This is a genomic window from Nonomuraea sp. NPDC003201, from assembly GCF_053590415.1.
This window is the reverse complement of sequence record NZ_JBSFTC010000074.1, coordinates 1-15,681: the sequence shown is the minus strand read 5'-3', so window position 1 is coordinate 15,681 and position 15,681 is coordinate 1. Positions and strand designations below refer to the sequence as shown.

Sequence of the window (15,681 nt, the reverse complement as noted above, 5' to 3'; positions counted from 1 at the left end):
CATGGCAACCCCTGGCCAGTGGATCGCGGGCGCCCGCCCGCGCACCCTCCCGAACGCCGTAGTGCCCGTCATGGTGGGCACGGGCGTGGCGATCGGCGAGGGCGGCTTCGTATGGTGGCGGGCGGTATTGGCGCTGTTCGTGGCGCTGTCGCTGCAGATCGGCGTCAACTACGCCAATGACTACAGCGACGGCGTCCGCGGCACCGACGACCAGCGGGTCGGCCCGATGCGGCTGGTGGGCTCGCGGGCGGCGAGCCCGCGTGACGTGCTGGTCGCCGCGCTGGGCTGCTTCGCGGTCGCGGCGGTGCTGGGGCTGATCCTGGTCGTCGTCACGCGGGCGTGGTGGATCCTGCTGGTGGGAGCGGCGTGCATCGCGGCCGCCTGGTTCTACACCGGCGGCAAGCGCCCGTACGGCTACCGCGGGCTCGGCGAGATAGCCGTGTTCGTGTTCTTCGGGATCGTCCCCGTGGTGGGCACGGCATATGTGCAGACGGAGTCGCTGAGCTGGCCGGCGTTCTTCGCCTCGATCCCGGTGGGGCTGCTCTCGTGCTCGATGCTCGTGGTCAACAACCTGCGCGACGTCGGCACGGACGGCCAGGCCGGCAAGCGCACGCTGGCCGTGGTGCTGGGGGCCGAGCGCACCAGAGCGCTCTATGTGGCCTGCCAGGTGGTGCCGTTCGTGGTGGCGCTGGCGATGGTCCCGGTGACGCCGTGGGCCGCGCTCGTGCTGCTGGCCGCGCCGCTGGCGATCCCCCCGATCAGGACCGTGCTGGGCAAGGCCGTCGGCCCCGCGCTGATCGCGGTGCTGCAGCAGACGGGCAAGCTGCAGATGGCGTACGGGCTCCTGTTCGCCGTGGGGCTGGCGATCGTCTTCTAAGCTTGGGCGTGTGAAGGACTTCATCGCGGGGCTGCCCAAGTGCGAGCTGCATCTGCACATCGAGGGCACACTGGAGCCCGAGCTCAAGTTCGAGCTGGCCGGTCGTAACGGCCTGGAGCTGCCGTACTCGTCCGTCGAGGAGATGCGGGCCGCCTACGCCTTCGACAGCCTGCCGTCCTTCCTCACGGTCTACTACGAGGGCATGCAGGTCCTGCGGACCGAGCCCGACTTCTACGACCTGGCCATGGCCTACCTGCGCAAGGCCGCCGAGCAGAACGTCCGCTATGCCGAGATCTTCTTCGATCCGCAGGCCCACACCTCGCGCGGCGTGCCGTTCGACGTGGTGATCCGCGGGCTGCGGCGGGCGCTGATGGACGCGGAGGCGCGCCTCGGGGTGCGGGCGCAGCTCATCATGTGCTTCCTGCGTGACTTCCAGGCCGAATACGCGATGGCGACGCTGCTGGAGTCGCTGCCGTACAAGGAGTGGATCGCGGGCGTCGGGCTCGACTCCGACGAGAAGGGCAACCCGCCGGTCAAGTTCGCGGCCGTGTACGAGCGCGCCAGGCAGGAGGGCTACCTCCTGACCATGCACTGCGACGTCGACCAGGAAAACTCGGTCGAGCACATCCGCCAGGCCGTCGAGGACATCGGCGTCAACCGCATCGACCACGGCGTCAACATCCTGGAGGACCAGCGGCTCGTGGGGGTCGTCCTGGAGCGGGGCATGGGGCTGACCTGTTGCCCGATCTCCAACGGCTACGTCACCGACTCGATGAAGGCCGAGGGCATCCGCAAGCTGATGGACCTGGGCGTGCGGGTGACGATCAACTCCGACGATCCCGCCTATTTCGCCGGTTACGTGGGGGAAAACCTCGAGGCGCTGCAGGGCGCGCTCCAGCTCAACCGCGAGGAGCTGGCCCAGCTCGAACGGAACGCCTTCGAGATCACCTGGCTCCCCCGGCACCTCAAGGACGCCTATCTGGCCGAGGTGGACGCGTACGTCGCCGCGACCGGCTGACCCATCCTCAATCGGGAAAGCGGGAAAGCGGGAAATGGTCACGGCGCACGAAAGTTAAGCTGACGCGGTGCCCGATCGGTGTGCTCCCCAAAAGGGAATGTCATGGTGAATTATGCCCGCATAAGTCGGGATTTCTCCGCTCTGGGCGTCGAGCCGGGGCAGGTCGTACTGCTGCATTCCTCACTCAGCAGCATCGGCCGGGTCGAGGGCGGGGAGCACACGGTGGTCGCGGCCCTCAGGGAGTCGCTGGGGCCGGACGGCACGCTCACCGTGCCCACCGGCACCTCGGCCAACTCCGACACCTCCCCGGTCTACCGCGCCGCCGTGGCCGGGATGTCGCCGGAGGAGACTGCGGCCTTCCGGTCGAGGATGCCCGCCTACGACCCCGGGTCCACCCCGTCCGTACGGATGGGCCGGATCCCCGAGTGCGTCCGCACCGCACCGGACGCCCGCCGCAGCGCGCACCCGCAGACGTCCTTCGCCGCCGTGGGCCCGCAGGCGGCGCACATCATCGGGGATCACGCCCGCGACTGTCTCCTGGGCGAGCGATCCCCGCTGGCCAGGCTCTACGAGGCCGGCGCCCTCGTCCTGCTGCTCGGCGTCGGCTACGACAGGTGCACCGCGTTCCACCTGGCCGAATACCGCTACCACCCGGACCCGCCGCGCCGCAGCTACCGCGCCGTGGTGGACGACGGGGAGGGGCGGGCGTGGTGCGAGTTCGAGGATGTGCGGGTGGACGACAGCGACTTCGCGCGCCTGGGGGCCGACTTCGAGCAGGCCGTCGACGTACGGTGTGGGCCGGTCGGCGCGGCGCGGGCCCGCTTGTTCCCGCTGGCCGCCGCCGTCGACTACGCCGCCGCCTGGTTCGCCGCCAACCGCACCCCTGACCACGGACGGCGCCCGTAGCCTGCCTAGTGGCGCATCACCACGCGAGGCGCGATCTCGATGCCCAGCTCCCGCTCGTGCTCCACCAGCGCGCGCAGCTCCGGGCCCCACTCCTGCTCGGGCAGCACCGAGAAGCCGTGCCGCGTGTACCACGGCGCGTTCCAGGGCACGTCGCGGTAGGTCGTCAGCGTCACGGCAGGCGCCCCGGCGGCCCGCGCGTGGTCGAGCACCGCCGTGACCAGCCGACCGCCGATGCCCTGGCGCATGTGGCCGGGATGCACGGCGAGCTGGTCCAGGTGCAGGTTGCCGTCCACCCACCCGATCAGCGCGAACCCCGTGGGAGGCGTCCCCTCGACCAGGACCCTGAGGGGGTCGTCGACCTCTTCGATCATGGTGGTGCCGGGCGGGAAAACGATGTCGACCTGCTCGAAGAGCTTGTCCGCCGCCAGCTCGATCGCGGTCAGCCCGGGGAGCTCACCTGCTTCGGCCCATCGCACCATGCCGACACGATCTCATGGTGGAGCCGGATCCCGCCGCTCATATTTTAATGTTGATGATCGTAAGGCCCGGCTGTGCGGAGCCGGAACCCTCTCCTCACGACGTGCCCGCGACCGTACGGTTGTGGGCACGTCGTGTGCGGCCCCTACCGGGGCCAGGAAGGTCAGAGGTCAGAGGTCAGAGGTCGAGGAGCGGCTCGAGGCCCACGGTGAGGCCTGGGAGCTCGCGTACGCGGCGCACCCCGAGCAGGACGCCCGGCGTGAACGACGCCCTGGTCATCGAGTCGTGCCGGATCGTGAGGATCTCGCCCTCACCGCCCAGCAGCACCTCCTGGTGCGCGATGAGCCCGGACAGCCGCACGGAGTGCACGGGGACACCGCCGACGTCGGCGCCGCGGGCGCCGTCGAGCGCGGTGCTCGTGGCGTCGGGCATCTGGCCGAGCCCCGCCTTGGCGCGCGCCTCGGACACCAGCTCCGCCGTGCGGCGGGCCGTGCCGGACGGCGCGTCGGCCTTGTTGGGGTGGTGCAGCTCGACGATCTCGACCGATTCGAAGTAGCGGGCGGCCTGCTGCGCGAAGTGCATCATGAGCACGGCCGCGATGCCGAAGTTGGGCGCGATCAGGCAGTGCGTGCCCGGCGACTCGGCCAGCCAGCCGCGCACGGTCTCCAGCCGCCCCTCGTCGAACCCGGTCGTGCCCACCACCGAATGGATGCCGTGCCGGATCGCCCATTCGAGGTTGCCCATGACGACATCGGGATGGGTGAAGTCGACCACCACCTCGGCGCCTTCGAGGCCCTCGATGGGGTCGTCCTTGTCGATCGCGGCCACCAGCTCCATGTCGGAGGCCGCCTCGACCGCCTTGCACACTTCGACGCCGACGCGCCCGCGGGCGCCCAGCACACCTACCCTGATCACAGGCCAACCCTATACCAGCGGGAAAACCCGCCCATGGGACCGCCGGCTCACTGTCGTGGCCGTTCAGGACCCATGTGGCGGGTTCATCCCTATGGGCGGACGGCCTCGGTGAAGTCCTTGTCACCGTACGGGCCGATCACGGCGAGCGTGAGCGGCCGCTTGAGCACGTCCCGAGCCACCTCGTCGATCTCGTCGGGAGTGACCGCCTCGATGCGTGCCAGCACCTCGTCCACCGACATCAGCTCGTCGTAGACGAGCTCGTTCTTGCCGATGCGCGACATGCGCGAGCCGGTGTCCTCCAGGCCGAGCACGAGCCCGCCGCGCATCTGGCCCTTGCCGCGCATGATCTCGTCGGCGCTCAGGCCGTCGGCCACCACCCTGGACACCTCGTCCCGGCAGATCTTGAGCACGTCGTCGATCTTCGACGGCAGGCAGCCCACGTAGATCCCGAACTGGCCGGTGTCGGCGTAGGCGGAGGTGTAGCTGTAGGCGGAGTAGGCCAGGCCGCGCTTCTCCCTGATCTCCTGGAAGAGCCGGGACGACATGCCGCCGCCCAGCGCCGCGTTGAGCACGCCCAGCGCGAACCTGCGGTCGTCCGTACGGGACAGGCCGGTCGTGCCGAGCACCAGGTTGGCCTGCTCGGTCGGCCGGTCGAGCACCCGCACGCCGGAACGCATCTCGGCCCCGGGACCGCTGGTGCGCGGGGCCGCGAACTCGGCCGGGCCGCCCAGCGCGCCCGCCCGCTCGTATGCCCTGGTGACCAGCTCGACGACCTCTTCGTGCCGGATGTTGCCCGCGACGGACACGACCGTGCGGCGCGGCCGGTAGTAGCGGTGGTAGTACTCGGCGATCCGCTCGCGCCCGAGGGCGTTGATCGACTCGACCGTGCCCAGGATGGGCCGGCCGATGGCCGAGTCGCCGTAGAGCGCGGCGGCGAACTGCTCGTGCACCACGTCAGAAGGGTCGTCGTCGTGCATGGCGATCTCTTCGAGGATCACGCCGCGCTCGGACTCGACGTCCTCCTCGGTCACCAGCGAGCTGGTCACCACGTCGGCCAGCACGTCGACCGCGACCTGCAGGTCCTCGTCGAGCACGCGTGCGTAGTAGCACGTGTACTCCTTGGCGGTGAAGGCGTTGATCTCACCGCCGATGCCCTCGATGGAGGCGGAGATCTCCATGGCGTCGCGCGTCGGGGTGCCCTTGAACAGCAGGTGTTCGAGGAAGTGGGTGGCCCCCGTGTGCTCGGGGGCCTCGTCACGCGAGCCGATGCCGACCCACATGCCGACCGCGACGCTACGCACGGTCGGCATGGTCTCGGTCACCACGCGCAGCCCACCTGGGAGGACGGTGCGCCTCACCACCCCGGCTCCGTCCCGGCCGGGGTGCAACGTGGTGGTCGTCACGAGTTCCGGTCGTCCCCGTCGGCGCTGCTGCCGCGCGTGCGGACGCGGGTGCGGGTGCGGCGGGGCCGCTCCGCCTTCTCCTCGGCGGGCGCGGCGGCCTCCTCGGCCAGCGGGGCCTCGGCGTCGTCGGCGCCCTCGGCGGCGGGCGCAGCGGCGGCCCCAGCACCGGCCTTCGCCTCCTTCTCCGCGGCCTCCTTCTCGATGACCTCGACGGGCACCAGCGAGAGCTTGCCCCGGGCGTCGATCTCGGCGATCTCGACCTGGATCTTCTCGCCGACGCTCATGACGTCCTCGACGTTCTCGATGCGCTTGCCGCCGTGCAGCTTGCGGATCTGGGAGACGTGCAGCAGGCCGTCCTTGCCGGGCAGGAGCGAGACGAACGCGCCGAAGGCCGCGATCTTGACGACCGTGCCGATGTAGCGCTCACCGACCTCCGGCATGTGCGGGTTGGCGATGGCGTTGATCGCCGAACGGGCCGCCTCGGCCGACGGGCCGTCGGTGGCGCCGATGTAGATCGTGCCGTCGTCCTCGATGGTGATCTCGGCGCCCGTGTCGTCCTGGATCTGGTTGATCATCTTGCCCTTCGGGCCGATGACCTCGCCGATCTTGTCGACCGGGACCTTGATGGTGATGATGCGCGGCGCGGTCGGGTTCATCTCCGCCGGAGAGTTGATCGCCTCCTGCATCACGTCGAGGATCGCCAGGCGCGCGCCCTTGGCCTGCTTGAGAGCGGCCGCGAGCACGCTCGCGGGGATGCCGTCGAGCTTGGTGTCGAGCTGCAGGGCGGTGATGACGTCCTTGGTGCCGGCGACCTTGAAGTCCATGTCGCCCATGGCGTCCTCGGCGCCGAGGATGTCGGTCAGGGTGACGTACGTGTCGCCCTCGCCGATCAGGCCCATCGCGATGCCCGCGACCATCTCCTTGAGCGGCACACCCGCGTCCAGCAGCGCCATCGTGGACGCGCAGACCGAGCCCATCGAGGTGGAGCCGTTGGAGCCGAGCGCCTCGGAGACCTGGCGGATGGCGTACGGGAACTCCTCGCGGGTCGGGAGCACCGGGATCAGCGCCCGCTCGGCCAGCGCGCCGTGGCCGATCTCGCGGCGCTTGGGCGAGCCCACCCGGCCGGTCTCACCGGTGGAGTAGGGCGGGAAGTTGTAGTTGTGCATGTAGCGCTTGGTCCGCTCAGGGTTGAGCGTGTCGATGACCTGCTCCATGCGCAGCATGTTGAGCGTGGTGATGCCCATGATCTGGGTCTCGCCGCGCTCGAACAGCGCCGAGCCGTGCACCCGGGGCACCACGTGGACCTCGGCCGAAAGGGCGCGGATGTCCTTGGTGCCGCGGCCGTCGATGCGGATGCCCTCGTTGACGACCCGCTCGCGCATGAGCTTCTTCATCACCGAGCGGAACGCGGCGGAGATCTCCTTCTCGCGCCCCTCGAACTCGGGCAGGAGCTTCTCGGCGGCCAGCGCCTTGACCTTGTCCAGCTCGTTCTCGCGCTCCTGCTTGCCCGCGATGGTCAGCGCTGCGGTCAGCTCGGTCTTCACCGCGGCCTCGACCGCGGCGTAGACGTCCTCCTGGTAGTCGAGGAAGACCGGGTATTCGGCCGTCTCCTTGGCCGCGACCTGCGCGATGCGCGACTGGGCCTCGCACAGCACCTTGATGAACGGCTTGGCGGCGTCCAGGCCCTGCGCGACGGTCTCCTCGGTGGGCGCGACGGCCCCGTCGGCGACCAGCTTCAGCGTGTCCTTGGTGGACTCGGCCTCGACCATCATGATCGCGACGTCGCCGTCCGCGAGCACGCGGCCCGCGACGACCATGTCGAACGTGGCCCGCTCCAGCTCGTGGTGCGTCGGGAAGGCCACCCACTGGCCGTCGATCAGGGCGACGCGCACGCCGCCGATCGGGCCGGAGAACGGCAGCCCGGCGAGCTGGGTGGACAGCGACGCGGCGTTGATCGCCACCACGTCGTAGAGGTGGTCGGGGTTGAGCGCCATCACCGTGGCGACGACCTGGATCTCGTTGCGCAGACCCTTGACGAACGACGGGCGCAGCGGCCGGTCGATCAGGCGGCAGGTGAGGATCGCGTCCTCGGAGGGACGGCCCTCACGCCGGAAGAACGAACCGGGGATGCGGCCCGCGGCGTACATGCGCTCTTCGACGTCGACGGTGAGCGGGAAGAAGTCGAAGTTCTCCTTCGGGGACTTCGACGCGGTGGTGGCTGAGAGCACCATCGTGTCGTTGTCGAGGTAGGCGACGGCGGAGCCTGCCGCCTGGCGCGCGAGACGACCGGTTTCGAACCGGATCGTACGCGTGCCGAATGAGCCGTTGTCTATGACGGCTTCAGCGGTGTGGACACCCTCCACGGGGGACCTCCTTGTGGTCGGTCTCCCGCGCCCTTTTTCTCACCGGCACCCTCGTTAGGTGCAGCGCCGGTCTTCGATCGAAGCGCCCGGTCTCACTGTCAAATTCCTACCGGAAGCCACTACCGAGGACCGGCCCGCAGGCGTCGCGGGTCGCATGGTGCTGAACGGACGCGGGGGCTGTGTGTCTCGGATCTTCAGTTGTAGGTCAGATGTGACAACGTATCCACATCGCCACATATCCGACCATATGGCTCTACCCATATGAGAAGGGAGCGGCGCGTTCGCCGCTCCCTTCTATGCTATCGGCGCAGGCCGAGCCGCTCGATGAGCGACCGGTAGCGCTGGATGTCGACCTTCTGCAGGTACTTCAGCAGGCGGCGCCGGCGACCGACGAGCAGAAGCAGGCCACGACGGCTGTGGTGGTCGTGCTTGTGCGTCTTCAGGTGCTCGGTGAGCTCGCTGATGCGCTTGCTCAGCAGTGCGATCTGCACCTCGGGCGACCCGGTGTCGCCTTCGGCCGTCGCGTATTCGCCGATGATGGACTTCTTGGCAGCGGTGTCGAGGGACACGGCTCTCCTTTGAGCTACGGGCACGCGTGAACGATGATGAAAGATGCGAACGACCGTGCGTACCTACAGTCGCCGCGTGAAGGCCGTCATGGGCAGCGCGCAGCGGCGCCGCTACTGAGCCGACATGCAAGGTTACCACTTCACGCGCAGTGCTCGGGCGCTGCTTTCCCGGCCTTTATCCGCGTCACGATTTCGCGGATTTCAGCTCGTGAGGCGGCGGGCGGCGTCGACATCGGCGTGAATCTGCTCGATCAACGCCTCGATGGAGTCGAATCGCGTGTTGCCACGTAGCCGGGCATGGAATTCGACCGCCACATGCACCCCGTAAAGCTCTAGATCATCCCGATCAAGCGCATAAGCCTCGACTGTCCGCGGCACTCCCTCGAACGTTGGATTCGTACCGACCGAGATCGCCGCCGGCCACCGCTCCCCCTGGTAGAGCGCGGGCAGATTGGCCATCGGCACGCACTCCAGCCACCCCGCGTAGACCCCGTCGGCCGGGATGGCGGTGTGCTGGGCGGTCTCGACGTTCGCCGTCGGGAAGCCGAGCTGGCGTCCGCGCTGGTAGCCGCGTACGACGACGCCTTGCACCCGGTGCGGCCGCCCGAGTTGCTCACTGGCGCCCTCGACGTCGCCCGTGACGATCCGCGCGCGGATCGAGGCCGAGGAGACGGCGTCGAGCAGGGGCACGGCCTCCACCTCGAAGTCGTACTTGTCGCCCAGCGTCCGCAAAGTCTCGACATCCCCGCTGGCCTCGTGGCCGAACAGGAAGTCCTCGCCCACCACGACGACGGCCGCCGCCAGCCGCTCGGCCAGCACGGCCTGGACGAAGTCGTCCGGGCTCGTCCGCGACAGGTCGAGCGTGAACTCCACCACGTCGATCTCGTCCACCCCCAGCCCGGCCAGCAGCTCGGCCCTGCGCCGCGGGCTGGTGAGCCGCAGCGGATGCGTCCCGGGCCGCACGACCTCGTCGGGGTGCGGCTCGAACGTGACGGCCACGCTGCGCAGCCCCCGCTCGCGGGCGATGGCGACAGCGCGTTCGACCACCCGCCGGTGCCCGCGGTGGACCCCGTCGTACACGCCGATGGTGACGACAGACCTTCCCGAACCCTGCACGCTAGGCCCCATTCGCTTGTGGCGGATCAATCCCCCACAAGCCTGCCACGCGCGTCACCGTTCGCTCCAATCGAGGGCGATAGGATCGGGCATCATGCCTCGTTACGCGCTTCTGATCCTGCCTGCCTTCAACCGGGTCTACGGGGAGAGCTCCATCCGGCTGACCAGGAGTGAGCTGGCGGTCTTCAGCAGGTACGGCTTGGACGGGAAGGTCCTCGCCAGCGAGGAGACCACAGTCGGCGGTGTGCCGTATGTGACGTTCGAGACATCCGAGCCGCTGAGGCAGCCGGATATTTCTCTTTTGTCGAATCTTTCCTCTGTTTATGCGATTTTCGGGGTTGAAGGAGAGCTGCTCCGGCCGCTCTCCATGTCGTCGCTCGACCGGCTGAGCAGCGACCTGATCACCATCCAGAAATACGCCGGAAAGACCAACGAGCACTTCACCAAGCTGCTGCTCAACGTCACCCTGCTGGCCGGGGCCAAGGGGCTGGGCGAGCGGCTCTCGGTCTTCGACCCGCTGTGCGGGCGCGGCACGACGCTCAACCAGGCCCTCATGTACGGCTACGACGCGTACGGGCTCGACGTCGACGGCAAGGACTTCGAGGCGTACTCCGGGTTCATCAAGACCTGGCTGCGCAACAAGCGGCTCAAGCACACCGCCGAGACCGTGCCGGTGCGGCGCGAGCGGGCACTGGTCGGGCGGCGGCTCAACGTCACGTTCGGGCTGTCGAAGGAGGCGGTCAAGGCCGGCGACGTGCAGCACCTGGCCGTGGTCAACGCCGACACCCTCAAGAGCAGGGACTTCTTCAAGCCACGTTCGTTCGACGCCCTGGTGACCGACACCCCCTACGGGGTCCAGCACGGCAGCAAGGGCGGCGGCGGGCTGTCGCGCAGCCCGATGGAGCTGCTGCGACAGGCCGTGCCCGGCTGGGCCGAGCTGCTGCGCCCCGGCGGGGCCATGGGGATCTCGTGGAACACCTACGGCGGCAAGAGCTCGGAGCTGGCCCAGATCCTCGAGGGGGCGGGGCTCCAGGTGATGGACTACCCCGACTTCGAGCACTGGGTCGACCAGGCGATCGTCCGCGACATCATTGTCGCCCGCAAACCCGCATAACCCCTTACGAAGCCCTCAGAGGGGTCTAGGAGACGAAGACGGCGAGGGGTTTGGCCACTCGGCCCTGCTCCTCCACCAGCGCCAGCAGGTCGCCCTCAGGCCCGAACACGCCGATCGGCCCCTTGCCCAGCCCGGCGGCCGCCAGCCGCCCCCCGTGCCCGATGACGCGGGCCTCCTCGGCCGTCACGTCCCGGCGCGGGAAGGCCGCCGCCACCGCCTCGCCGATGGGCAGGATCACGCACTCCTCGGCGAGCTGGTCGATGGTCCTGGCCAGCGACAGGCCGTAGGGCCCCACGCGGGTCCGCCGCAGCGTCGTCAGATGCCCTCCGACCCCGAGCGCCGCGCCCAGGTCGCGGGCCAGCGCGCGGATGTAGGTGCCGCTGGAGCAGGTCATGACCGCGTCCACGTCCACGACGTCGTCGTGCGCCCGGATGTCGAGCACGTCGAACGTCCGCACGGTGACGGGCCGGGCCCGCAGCTCGACCTCCTCGCCCGCGCGGGCCATCTTGTAGGCGCGCTGCCCGTTCACCTTGATGGCGCTCACCTGCGGCGGGATCTGCATGATCTCCCCGGTGAGCGCCGCGACGCCCTTGTGGATCTCGGCCGCCGTGACGCCGGACGCCGGGGCCGTGGCGATGACCTCGCCCTCGGCGTCGTCGGTGTTCGTGCTCACGCCGAGCCTGATCGTGGCCTCGTACACCTTCTCGGTCAGCGTCAGGTGGCCGAGCAGCCTGGTGGCCTTCTCCACGCCGACCACCAGCACGCCCGTCGCCATCGGGTCGAGCGTGCCCGCGTGTCCCACACGGCGGGTGCCCGCGATGCGCCGCATCTTGGCCACCACATCGTGGGACGTCCACTCGCCCGGCTTGTCGACGATGATCAGCCCGCTCTCGACCATCCAACCTTCCCAAGTTCGCGCCGGAAGGCGTCCATGGTCGCCTCCACGGTCTCGTGCGAGGTGTAACCGGCCGCGTTGTGGTGCCCGCCGCCGCCCAGGGCCGCGCACACGGCCCCGACGTCGGCGTTGCCCTTGGATCGGGTGGACACCTGCCAGTCGCCCTGGTCGTCCTCCTTGAGCACGACCGCGACCTCGGCCTCGTCCGTGCGCCGGACGATGTCGATGATGCCTTCCAGCTCCGCGTACGGGAGCCCGTGCGCGGCCCGGTCGACCCGCGTCACGTACGTCCAGACCAGCCCGTCCTCCAGCGCCGCCCGGTCGAGGGCGGCGGCCAGCACCTTGAGATAGCCGAACGGGGAACGGTCCCACAGCTCACGGGCGATCTCGTCGGTGCGCAGCCCGGTCGCCACCAGCCTGGCCGCCATCTGGTGCACGGCGGGCGTGGTCGAGGAGTGCCGGAACGACCCCGTGTCGGTCACCAGCCCGGTGTAGAGGCAGACGGCGATGTCGCGGTCGAGCCCTCCGCCGAGCCGGTACATCAGCTGCTCGGCCAGCATGGCCGTCGCGGCGGCCGTGGAGTCGATGAGGCTGAGCGTGCCGAACCCCTCGTTCGAGGGGTGGTGGTCGACGACGATGACCTCGCGGGCCCTGGCGGTGTTCTCGCGCAGGAGCCCGAGGCGTTCGAACGTCGATACGTCGAAGGTGATCATCAGGTCCGGCGCCGCGGGATAGTCCGCCGGCGGCACCAGCATGTCCTGGCCGGGCAGGAAGCGCAGCAGCCGCGGCACCACGAAGTGGTGGTCGCCGAACGACGCGACGACCCGCTTGCCCAGCGACCGCAGCACGAACCCCACGGCCAGCATCGACCCGAGGGCGTCGCCGTCGGGCGTCACGTGACAGGCCAGCGCGATCTCGTCGGCCCGGCCGATCAGCCGCAGGGCCCGGTCCCATGCGGCCTCGGGGATCGCGCCGCCGGTGACCGTACGGGAGTCCGCACGGAACGGGCGATCCGCCCTGTCGCGCACGTCGGGCGTCACGCCTGGTCGTCCTCGCTCAGGTCCGCTTCGCCCTCCTCGGGCTTGCGGTAGGGGTCGGACTCTCCGGCGTAGGAGGCGTTCTCGGCCCGGCGCGCCACCTCCGCGTCCCGGGACCGGGCGGCGGTGATCAGGTCGTCGAGGTGACGCGCGGAGTCGGGCAGCGGGTCGTGCTTGAACGTCAGCGTCGGGGCGAAGCGCACGCCGGTCTGGCGGCCCACCTCGGAGCGGATGATCCCCTTGGCGCTCTCGAGGGCGGCCGCGCTGTCGGACCGCTCGGCCTCGGAGCCGTACACGGTGTAGAACACGGTCGCCTCGCGCAGGTCGGCGGTGACGCGCGTGTCGGTCACGGTGACGAAGCCCAGGCGCGGGTCCTTGATCCGGCGCTCCAGCATCTCGGCGACGATCTGCTGGATGCGGTCGGCGAGCTTCCGCGCTCGTGCGGCATCCACCATGTTCGCTCCCCCTCACGCACGATCTGGCCGTGCAGTCGTTCAATCTTCGTCGTTGTAGAGCCGGTGCCTGGCCGACAGCAGCTCGATCTCCGGGCGGAAGGCCACCATCCGCTCGCAGGCGTCCATGATCTCGTTGCAGTTACCCGCGGAGGAGGAGACCACCGCGACGCCGACCTCGGCCCTGCGGTGCAGGTCGAGATGGCCGACCTCGGCCACCGCGATGCTGGGATAACGGCGCTGCAGCTCGGCGATCAGCGGCCGTACGACAGAGCGCTTCTGCTTCAGCGACCTGACGTCGCCGAGCAGGATGTCCAGGGTCAGAGCACCCACATACATCGTTGGCAACCACCGCTTGATCTGGTGTGGTGAACGCACGCCCGGCCTGCTGCGGTGGGGACCAGGCCAGGACGTGCGAGAGGCGCCCGGCGGATCTCCCGCCGGGCGCCGCGCCGCGCGTTAGTCTCGCGGCTTCTCCCGCATCTCGAAGGTTTCGATGACGTCGCCTTCCTTGAGATCGTTGTAGCCGATGCCGATACCGCACTCGAAGCCCTCGCGGACCTCGGTGACATCGTCCTTCTCCCGCCGCAGCGAGGAGACGGTGAGGTTGTCGGTCACGACGACACCGTCGCGGATGAGGCGGGCCTTGCTGTTGCGCACGATCCGGCCCGAGCGGACCAGCGAACCGGCGATGTTGCCGATCTTCGGCACCTTGAAGATCGCGCGGATCTCCGCCGTGCCCAGCTGGACCTCTTCGAACTCGGGCTTGAGCATGCCCTTGAGCGCCGCTTCGATTTCCTCGATCGCCTGGTAGATGACCGAGTAGTAGCGGATGTCGACGCCCTCGCGCTCGGCCAGGTCGCGCGCCCGGGGCTCGGGGCGGACGTTGAAGCCGATGATGACCGCGTTGTCGTCGGCCACGGCCAGGTTGACGTCGTACTCGGTGATCGCGCCGACCGCGCGGTGCAGGACACGGAGCCTGACCTCGTCGCCGACGTCGATCTTGAGCAGAGCGTCTTCCAGGGCCTCGACCGAACCGGACACGTCACCCTTGATGATGAGCTTGAGCTCGTCGACGCTGCCCTTCTCGAGGTCCTTGAAGATGTCCTCGAGGCTGCGGCGACGGCTCGACTTCGCCATGTCGGCGCTGCGCTTGCGCGCCGCGCGCTGCTGGGCGATCTGGCGGGCCATCCGGTCGTCGGTGACGACGATGAAGTTGTCACCGGCGCTCGGCACGGCCGTCAGACCCATCACCAGGACGGGACGGGACGGCGTGGCCTCATCGACCGGCTCGCCGTTGTCGTCGAGCAGCGCCCGGACGCGGCCGAAGGCCTCGCCACAGACGATCGAGTCGCCGACGCGCAGCGTGCCGCGCTGGACCAGGACGGTCGCGACGGGGCCGCGGCCACGGTCGAGGTGAGCCTCGATCGCGATGCCCTGGGCGTCCATCGTCGGGTTGGCCCGCAGGTCGAGCTCGGCGTCCGCGGTCAGCAGGATGGCCTCGAGGAGGTTGTCGATGCCCGTGCCGTTCTTCGCCGAGATGTCGACGAACAGCGTGGAACCGCCGTACTCCTCCGCCACCAGACCGTACTCGGTGAGCTGGGCCCGCACCTTGTTGGGGTCGGCGCCCTCCTTGTCGATCTTGTTGACCGCGACCACGATCGGCACGTCGGCCGCCTGGGCGTGGTTGAGAGCCTCGATCGTCTGCGGCTTCACACCGTCGTCGGCCGCGACCACCAGCACCGCGATGTCGGTGGACTTGGCGCCTCGGGCACGCATGGCGGTGAACGCCTCGTGACCCGGGGTGTCGATGAAGGTGATCTTCCGGTCGATGCCCTCGTGCTCGGCGGCGACCTGGTAAGCACCGATGTGCTGGGTGATGCCACCCGCCTCGCGCGCCACCACGTTGGTCTTGCGGATGGCGTCGAGCAGCTTGGTCTTACCGTGGTCGACGTGACCCATGACGGTCACGACCGGCGGACGCGCGGCGAGGTCGTCCTCGTCGCCCTCGTCCTCGCCGAACTCGATGTCGAAGGCCTCGAGAAGCTCGCGGTCCTCCTCCTCCGGGCTGACGACCTGGATGTTGTAGTCCAGCTCGGTGCCGAGGATCTGCAGCGTGTCCTCGCTCACCGACTGCGTCGCGGTCACCATCTCGCCGAGGTGCAGCATGATCTGCACGAGCGAGGCGGGGTTCGCGCCGATGCGGTCGGCGAAGTCGGACAGCGACGCGCCGCGCGGAAGGCGGATCGTCGCGCCGTTGCCGCGAGCGACCTGCACACCGCCGATCGCCGGCGCCGACATGTTGTCGAACTCCTGGCGCCTCTGCCGCTTCGACTTGCGCCCGCGGGCCGGACGGCCGCCGGGACGCCCGAAGGCGCCTGCGGTGCCGCCACCGCGACCACGACCGCCGCCACCGGGACGACCGCCGAAGCCACCGCCGCCGCCACCGGGATGAGCCGATATCGGGAGGGCCGCCGGCGCCCCTCGGATGCCGTCGGCACTTCTCCCGCTCCAGGTCGGACCAGGGCACCGGTATGGT

General features: G+C 69.5%; 15 protein-coding genes. 4 read left to right on the top strand and 11 right to left on the bottom strand.

What is annotated here, in order from left to right; all coding sequences use genetic code 11:
• Position 1: 1 nt before the first annotated feature.
• From ACWDX9_RS25275 to ACWDX9_RS25265, 3 genes are all read left to right on the top strand, one after another.
• Positions 2–877, top strand: coding sequence for a 1,4-dihydroxy-2-naphthoate polyprenyltransferase (locus ACWDX9_RS25275; protein WP_350724664.1), 876 nt, complete (start codon positions 2–4; stop codon positions 875–877).
• Between the two features lie 10 nt (positions 878–887).
• A complete protein-coding gene (locus ACWDX9_RS25270) occupies positions 888–1,895 on the top strand; it encodes an adenosine deaminase (protein ID WP_449957868.1) in 1,008 nt (335 codons plus the stop codon).
• Positions 1,896–1,997: 102 nt separating this feature from the next.
• On the top strand, positions 1,998–2,801 hold the full coding sequence (locus tag ACWDX9_RS25265) for an aminoglycoside N(3)-acetyltransferase (RefSeq protein ID WP_449957866.1): 804 nt from the start codon (positions 1,998–2,000) through the stop codon (positions 2,799–2,801).
• A 5-nt stretch (positions 2,802–2,806) separates the two neighbouring features.
• Here the strand turns inward: ACWDX9_RS25265 and ACWDX9_RS25260 are convergent, their stop codons facing one another.
• The 6 genes from ACWDX9_RS25260 to ACWDX9_RS25235 form a co-directional block, all read right to left on the bottom strand.
• The gene (locus ACWDX9_RS25260; RefSeq protein ID WP_449957864.1) at positions 2,807–3,280 is read right to left on the bottom strand and encodes a GNAT family N-acetyltransferase; all 474 of its coding nucleotides are present in this window, start codon (positions 3,278–3,280) and stop codon (positions 2,807–2,809) included.
• A 175-nt stretch (positions 3,281–3,455) separates the two neighbouring features.
• Positions 3,456–4,193: a 4-hydroxy-tetrahydrodipicolinate reductase gene (gene dapB / locus ACWDX9_RS25255; protein ID WP_449957863.1), complete on the bottom strand. Its 738-nt coding sequence runs from the start codon at positions 4,191–4,193 to the stop codon at positions 3,456–3,458.
• An 89-nt stretch (positions 4,194–4,282) separates the two neighbouring features.
• Positions 4,283–5,596 carry a M16 family metallopeptidase gene (locus tag ACWDX9_RS25250; protein ID WP_449957861.1) on the bottom strand — a complete coding sequence of 438 codons (1,314 nt, stop codon included), beginning with the start codon at positions 5,594–5,596 and terminating at the stop codon, positions 4,283–4,285.
• Positions 5,593–7,959 (bottom strand): polyribonucleotide nucleotidyltransferase, encoded by a 2,367-nt coding sequence (locus tag ACWDX9_RS25245; RefSeq protein WP_449957859.1) that lies wholly within the window; start codon positions 7,957–7,959, stop codon positions 5,593–5,595. Before ACWDX9_RS25245 ends, ACWDX9_RS25250 begins: the two co-directional genes overlap by 4 nt.
• A gap of 299 nt (positions 7,960–8,258) precedes the next feature.
• Positions 8,259–8,528, bottom strand: coding sequence for a 30S ribosomal protein S15 (gene rpsO, locus ACWDX9_RS25240; protein ID WP_185071789.1), 270 nt, complete (start codon positions 8,526–8,528; stop codon positions 8,259–8,261).
• Positions 8,529–8,729: 201 nt separating this feature from the next.
• Positions 8,730–9,656: a bifunctional riboflavin kinase/FAD synthetase gene (locus tag ACWDX9_RS25235; protein WP_449957857.1), complete on the bottom strand. Its 927-nt coding sequence runs from the start codon at positions 9,654–9,656 to the stop codon at positions 8,730–8,732.
• An 82-nt stretch (positions 9,657–9,738) separates the two neighbouring features.
• On the opposite strand from ACWDX9_RS25235, the gene ACWDX9_RS25230 reads away from it, so the two are divergent.
• Positions 9,739–10,758 carry a TRM11 family SAM-dependent methyltransferase gene (locus ACWDX9_RS25230; protein ID WP_449957856.1) on the top strand — a complete coding sequence of 340 codons (1,020 nt, stop codon included), beginning with the start codon at positions 9,739–9,741 and terminating at the stop codon, positions 10,756–10,758.
• 25 nt (positions 10,759–10,783) lie between these two features.
• Here ACWDX9_RS25230 and truB read toward each other — a convergent pair whose 3' ends face one another.
• The 5 genes from truB to infB all read right to left on the bottom strand — a co-directional run.
• Entirely contained in the window at positions 10,784–11,656 is an 873-nt protein-coding gene (gene truB / locus ACWDX9_RS25225) for a tRNA pseudouridine(55) synthase TruB (RefSeq protein ID WP_449957854.1), read from the bottom strand.
• On the bottom strand, positions 11,638–12,693 hold the full coding sequence (locus ACWDX9_RS25220; protein WP_449957852.1) for a DHH family phosphoesterase: 1,056 nt from the start codon (positions 12,691–12,693) through the stop codon (positions 11,638–11,640). The genes truB and ACWDX9_RS25220 overlap by 19 nt, the downstream gene beginning before the upstream one ends.
• Complete coding sequence (gene rbfA, locus ACWDX9_RS25215) at positions 12,690–13,145, bottom strand: 30S ribosome-binding factor RbfA (protein ID WP_350724643.1); 456 nt, start codon at positions 13,143–13,145, stop codon at positions 12,690–12,692. Before rbfA ends, ACWDX9_RS25220 begins: the two co-directional genes overlap by 4 nt.
• A 39-nt stretch (positions 13,146–13,184) precedes the next feature.
• Complete coding sequence (locus ACWDX9_RS25210) at positions 13,185–13,481, bottom strand: DUF503 domain-containing protein (protein ID WP_350724641.1); 297 nt, start codon at positions 13,479–13,481, stop codon at positions 13,185–13,187.
• A 120-nt stretch (positions 13,482–13,601) separates the two neighbouring features.
• Positions 13,602–15,681, bottom strand: a 2,080-nt coding sequence (infB, locus tag ACWDX9_RS25205; protein ID WP_449957850.1) for a translation initiation factor IF-2, incomplete at its 5' end; no start/stop codon positions are given.

What these genes read in the sequence shown, in the direction of transcription:
- ACWDX9_RS25210 (WP_350724641.1), bottom strand. Translation starts at nt 13,481, where the DNA reads ATGTATGTGGGTGCTCTGACCCTGGACATCCTGCTCGGCGACGTCAGG.
- ACWDX9_RS25230 (WP_449957856.1), top strand. Translation starts at nt 9,739, where the DNA reads ATGCCTCGTTACGCGCTTCTGATCCTGCCTGCCTTCAACCGGGTCTAC.
- truB (WP_449957854.1), bottom strand. Translation starts at nt 11,656, where the DNA reads ATGGTCGAGAGCGGGCTGATCATCGTCGACAAGCCGGGCGAGTGGACG.
- ACWDX9_RS25265 (WP_449957866.1), top strand. Translation starts at nt 1,998, where the DNA reads ATGGTGAATTATGCCCGCATAAGTCGGGATTTCTCCGCTCTGGGCGTC.
- ACWDX9_RS25275 (WP_350724664.1), top strand. Translation starts at nt 2, where the DNA reads ATGGCAACCCCTGGCCAGTGGATCGCGGGCGCCCGCCCGCGCACCCTC.
- ACWDX9_RS25260 (WP_449957864.1), bottom strand. Translation starts at nt 3,280, where the DNA reads ATGGTGCGATGGGCCGAAGCAGGTGAGCTCCCCGGGCTGACCGCGATC.
- ACWDX9_RS25235 (WP_449957857.1), bottom strand. Translation starts at nt 9,656, where the DNA reads ATGGGGCCTAGCGTGCAGGGTTCGGGAAGGTCTGTCGTCACCATCGGC.
- rbfA (WP_350724643.1), bottom strand. Translation starts at nt 13,145, where the DNA reads ATGGTGGATGCCGCACGAGCGCGGAAGCTCGCCGACCGCATCCAGCAG.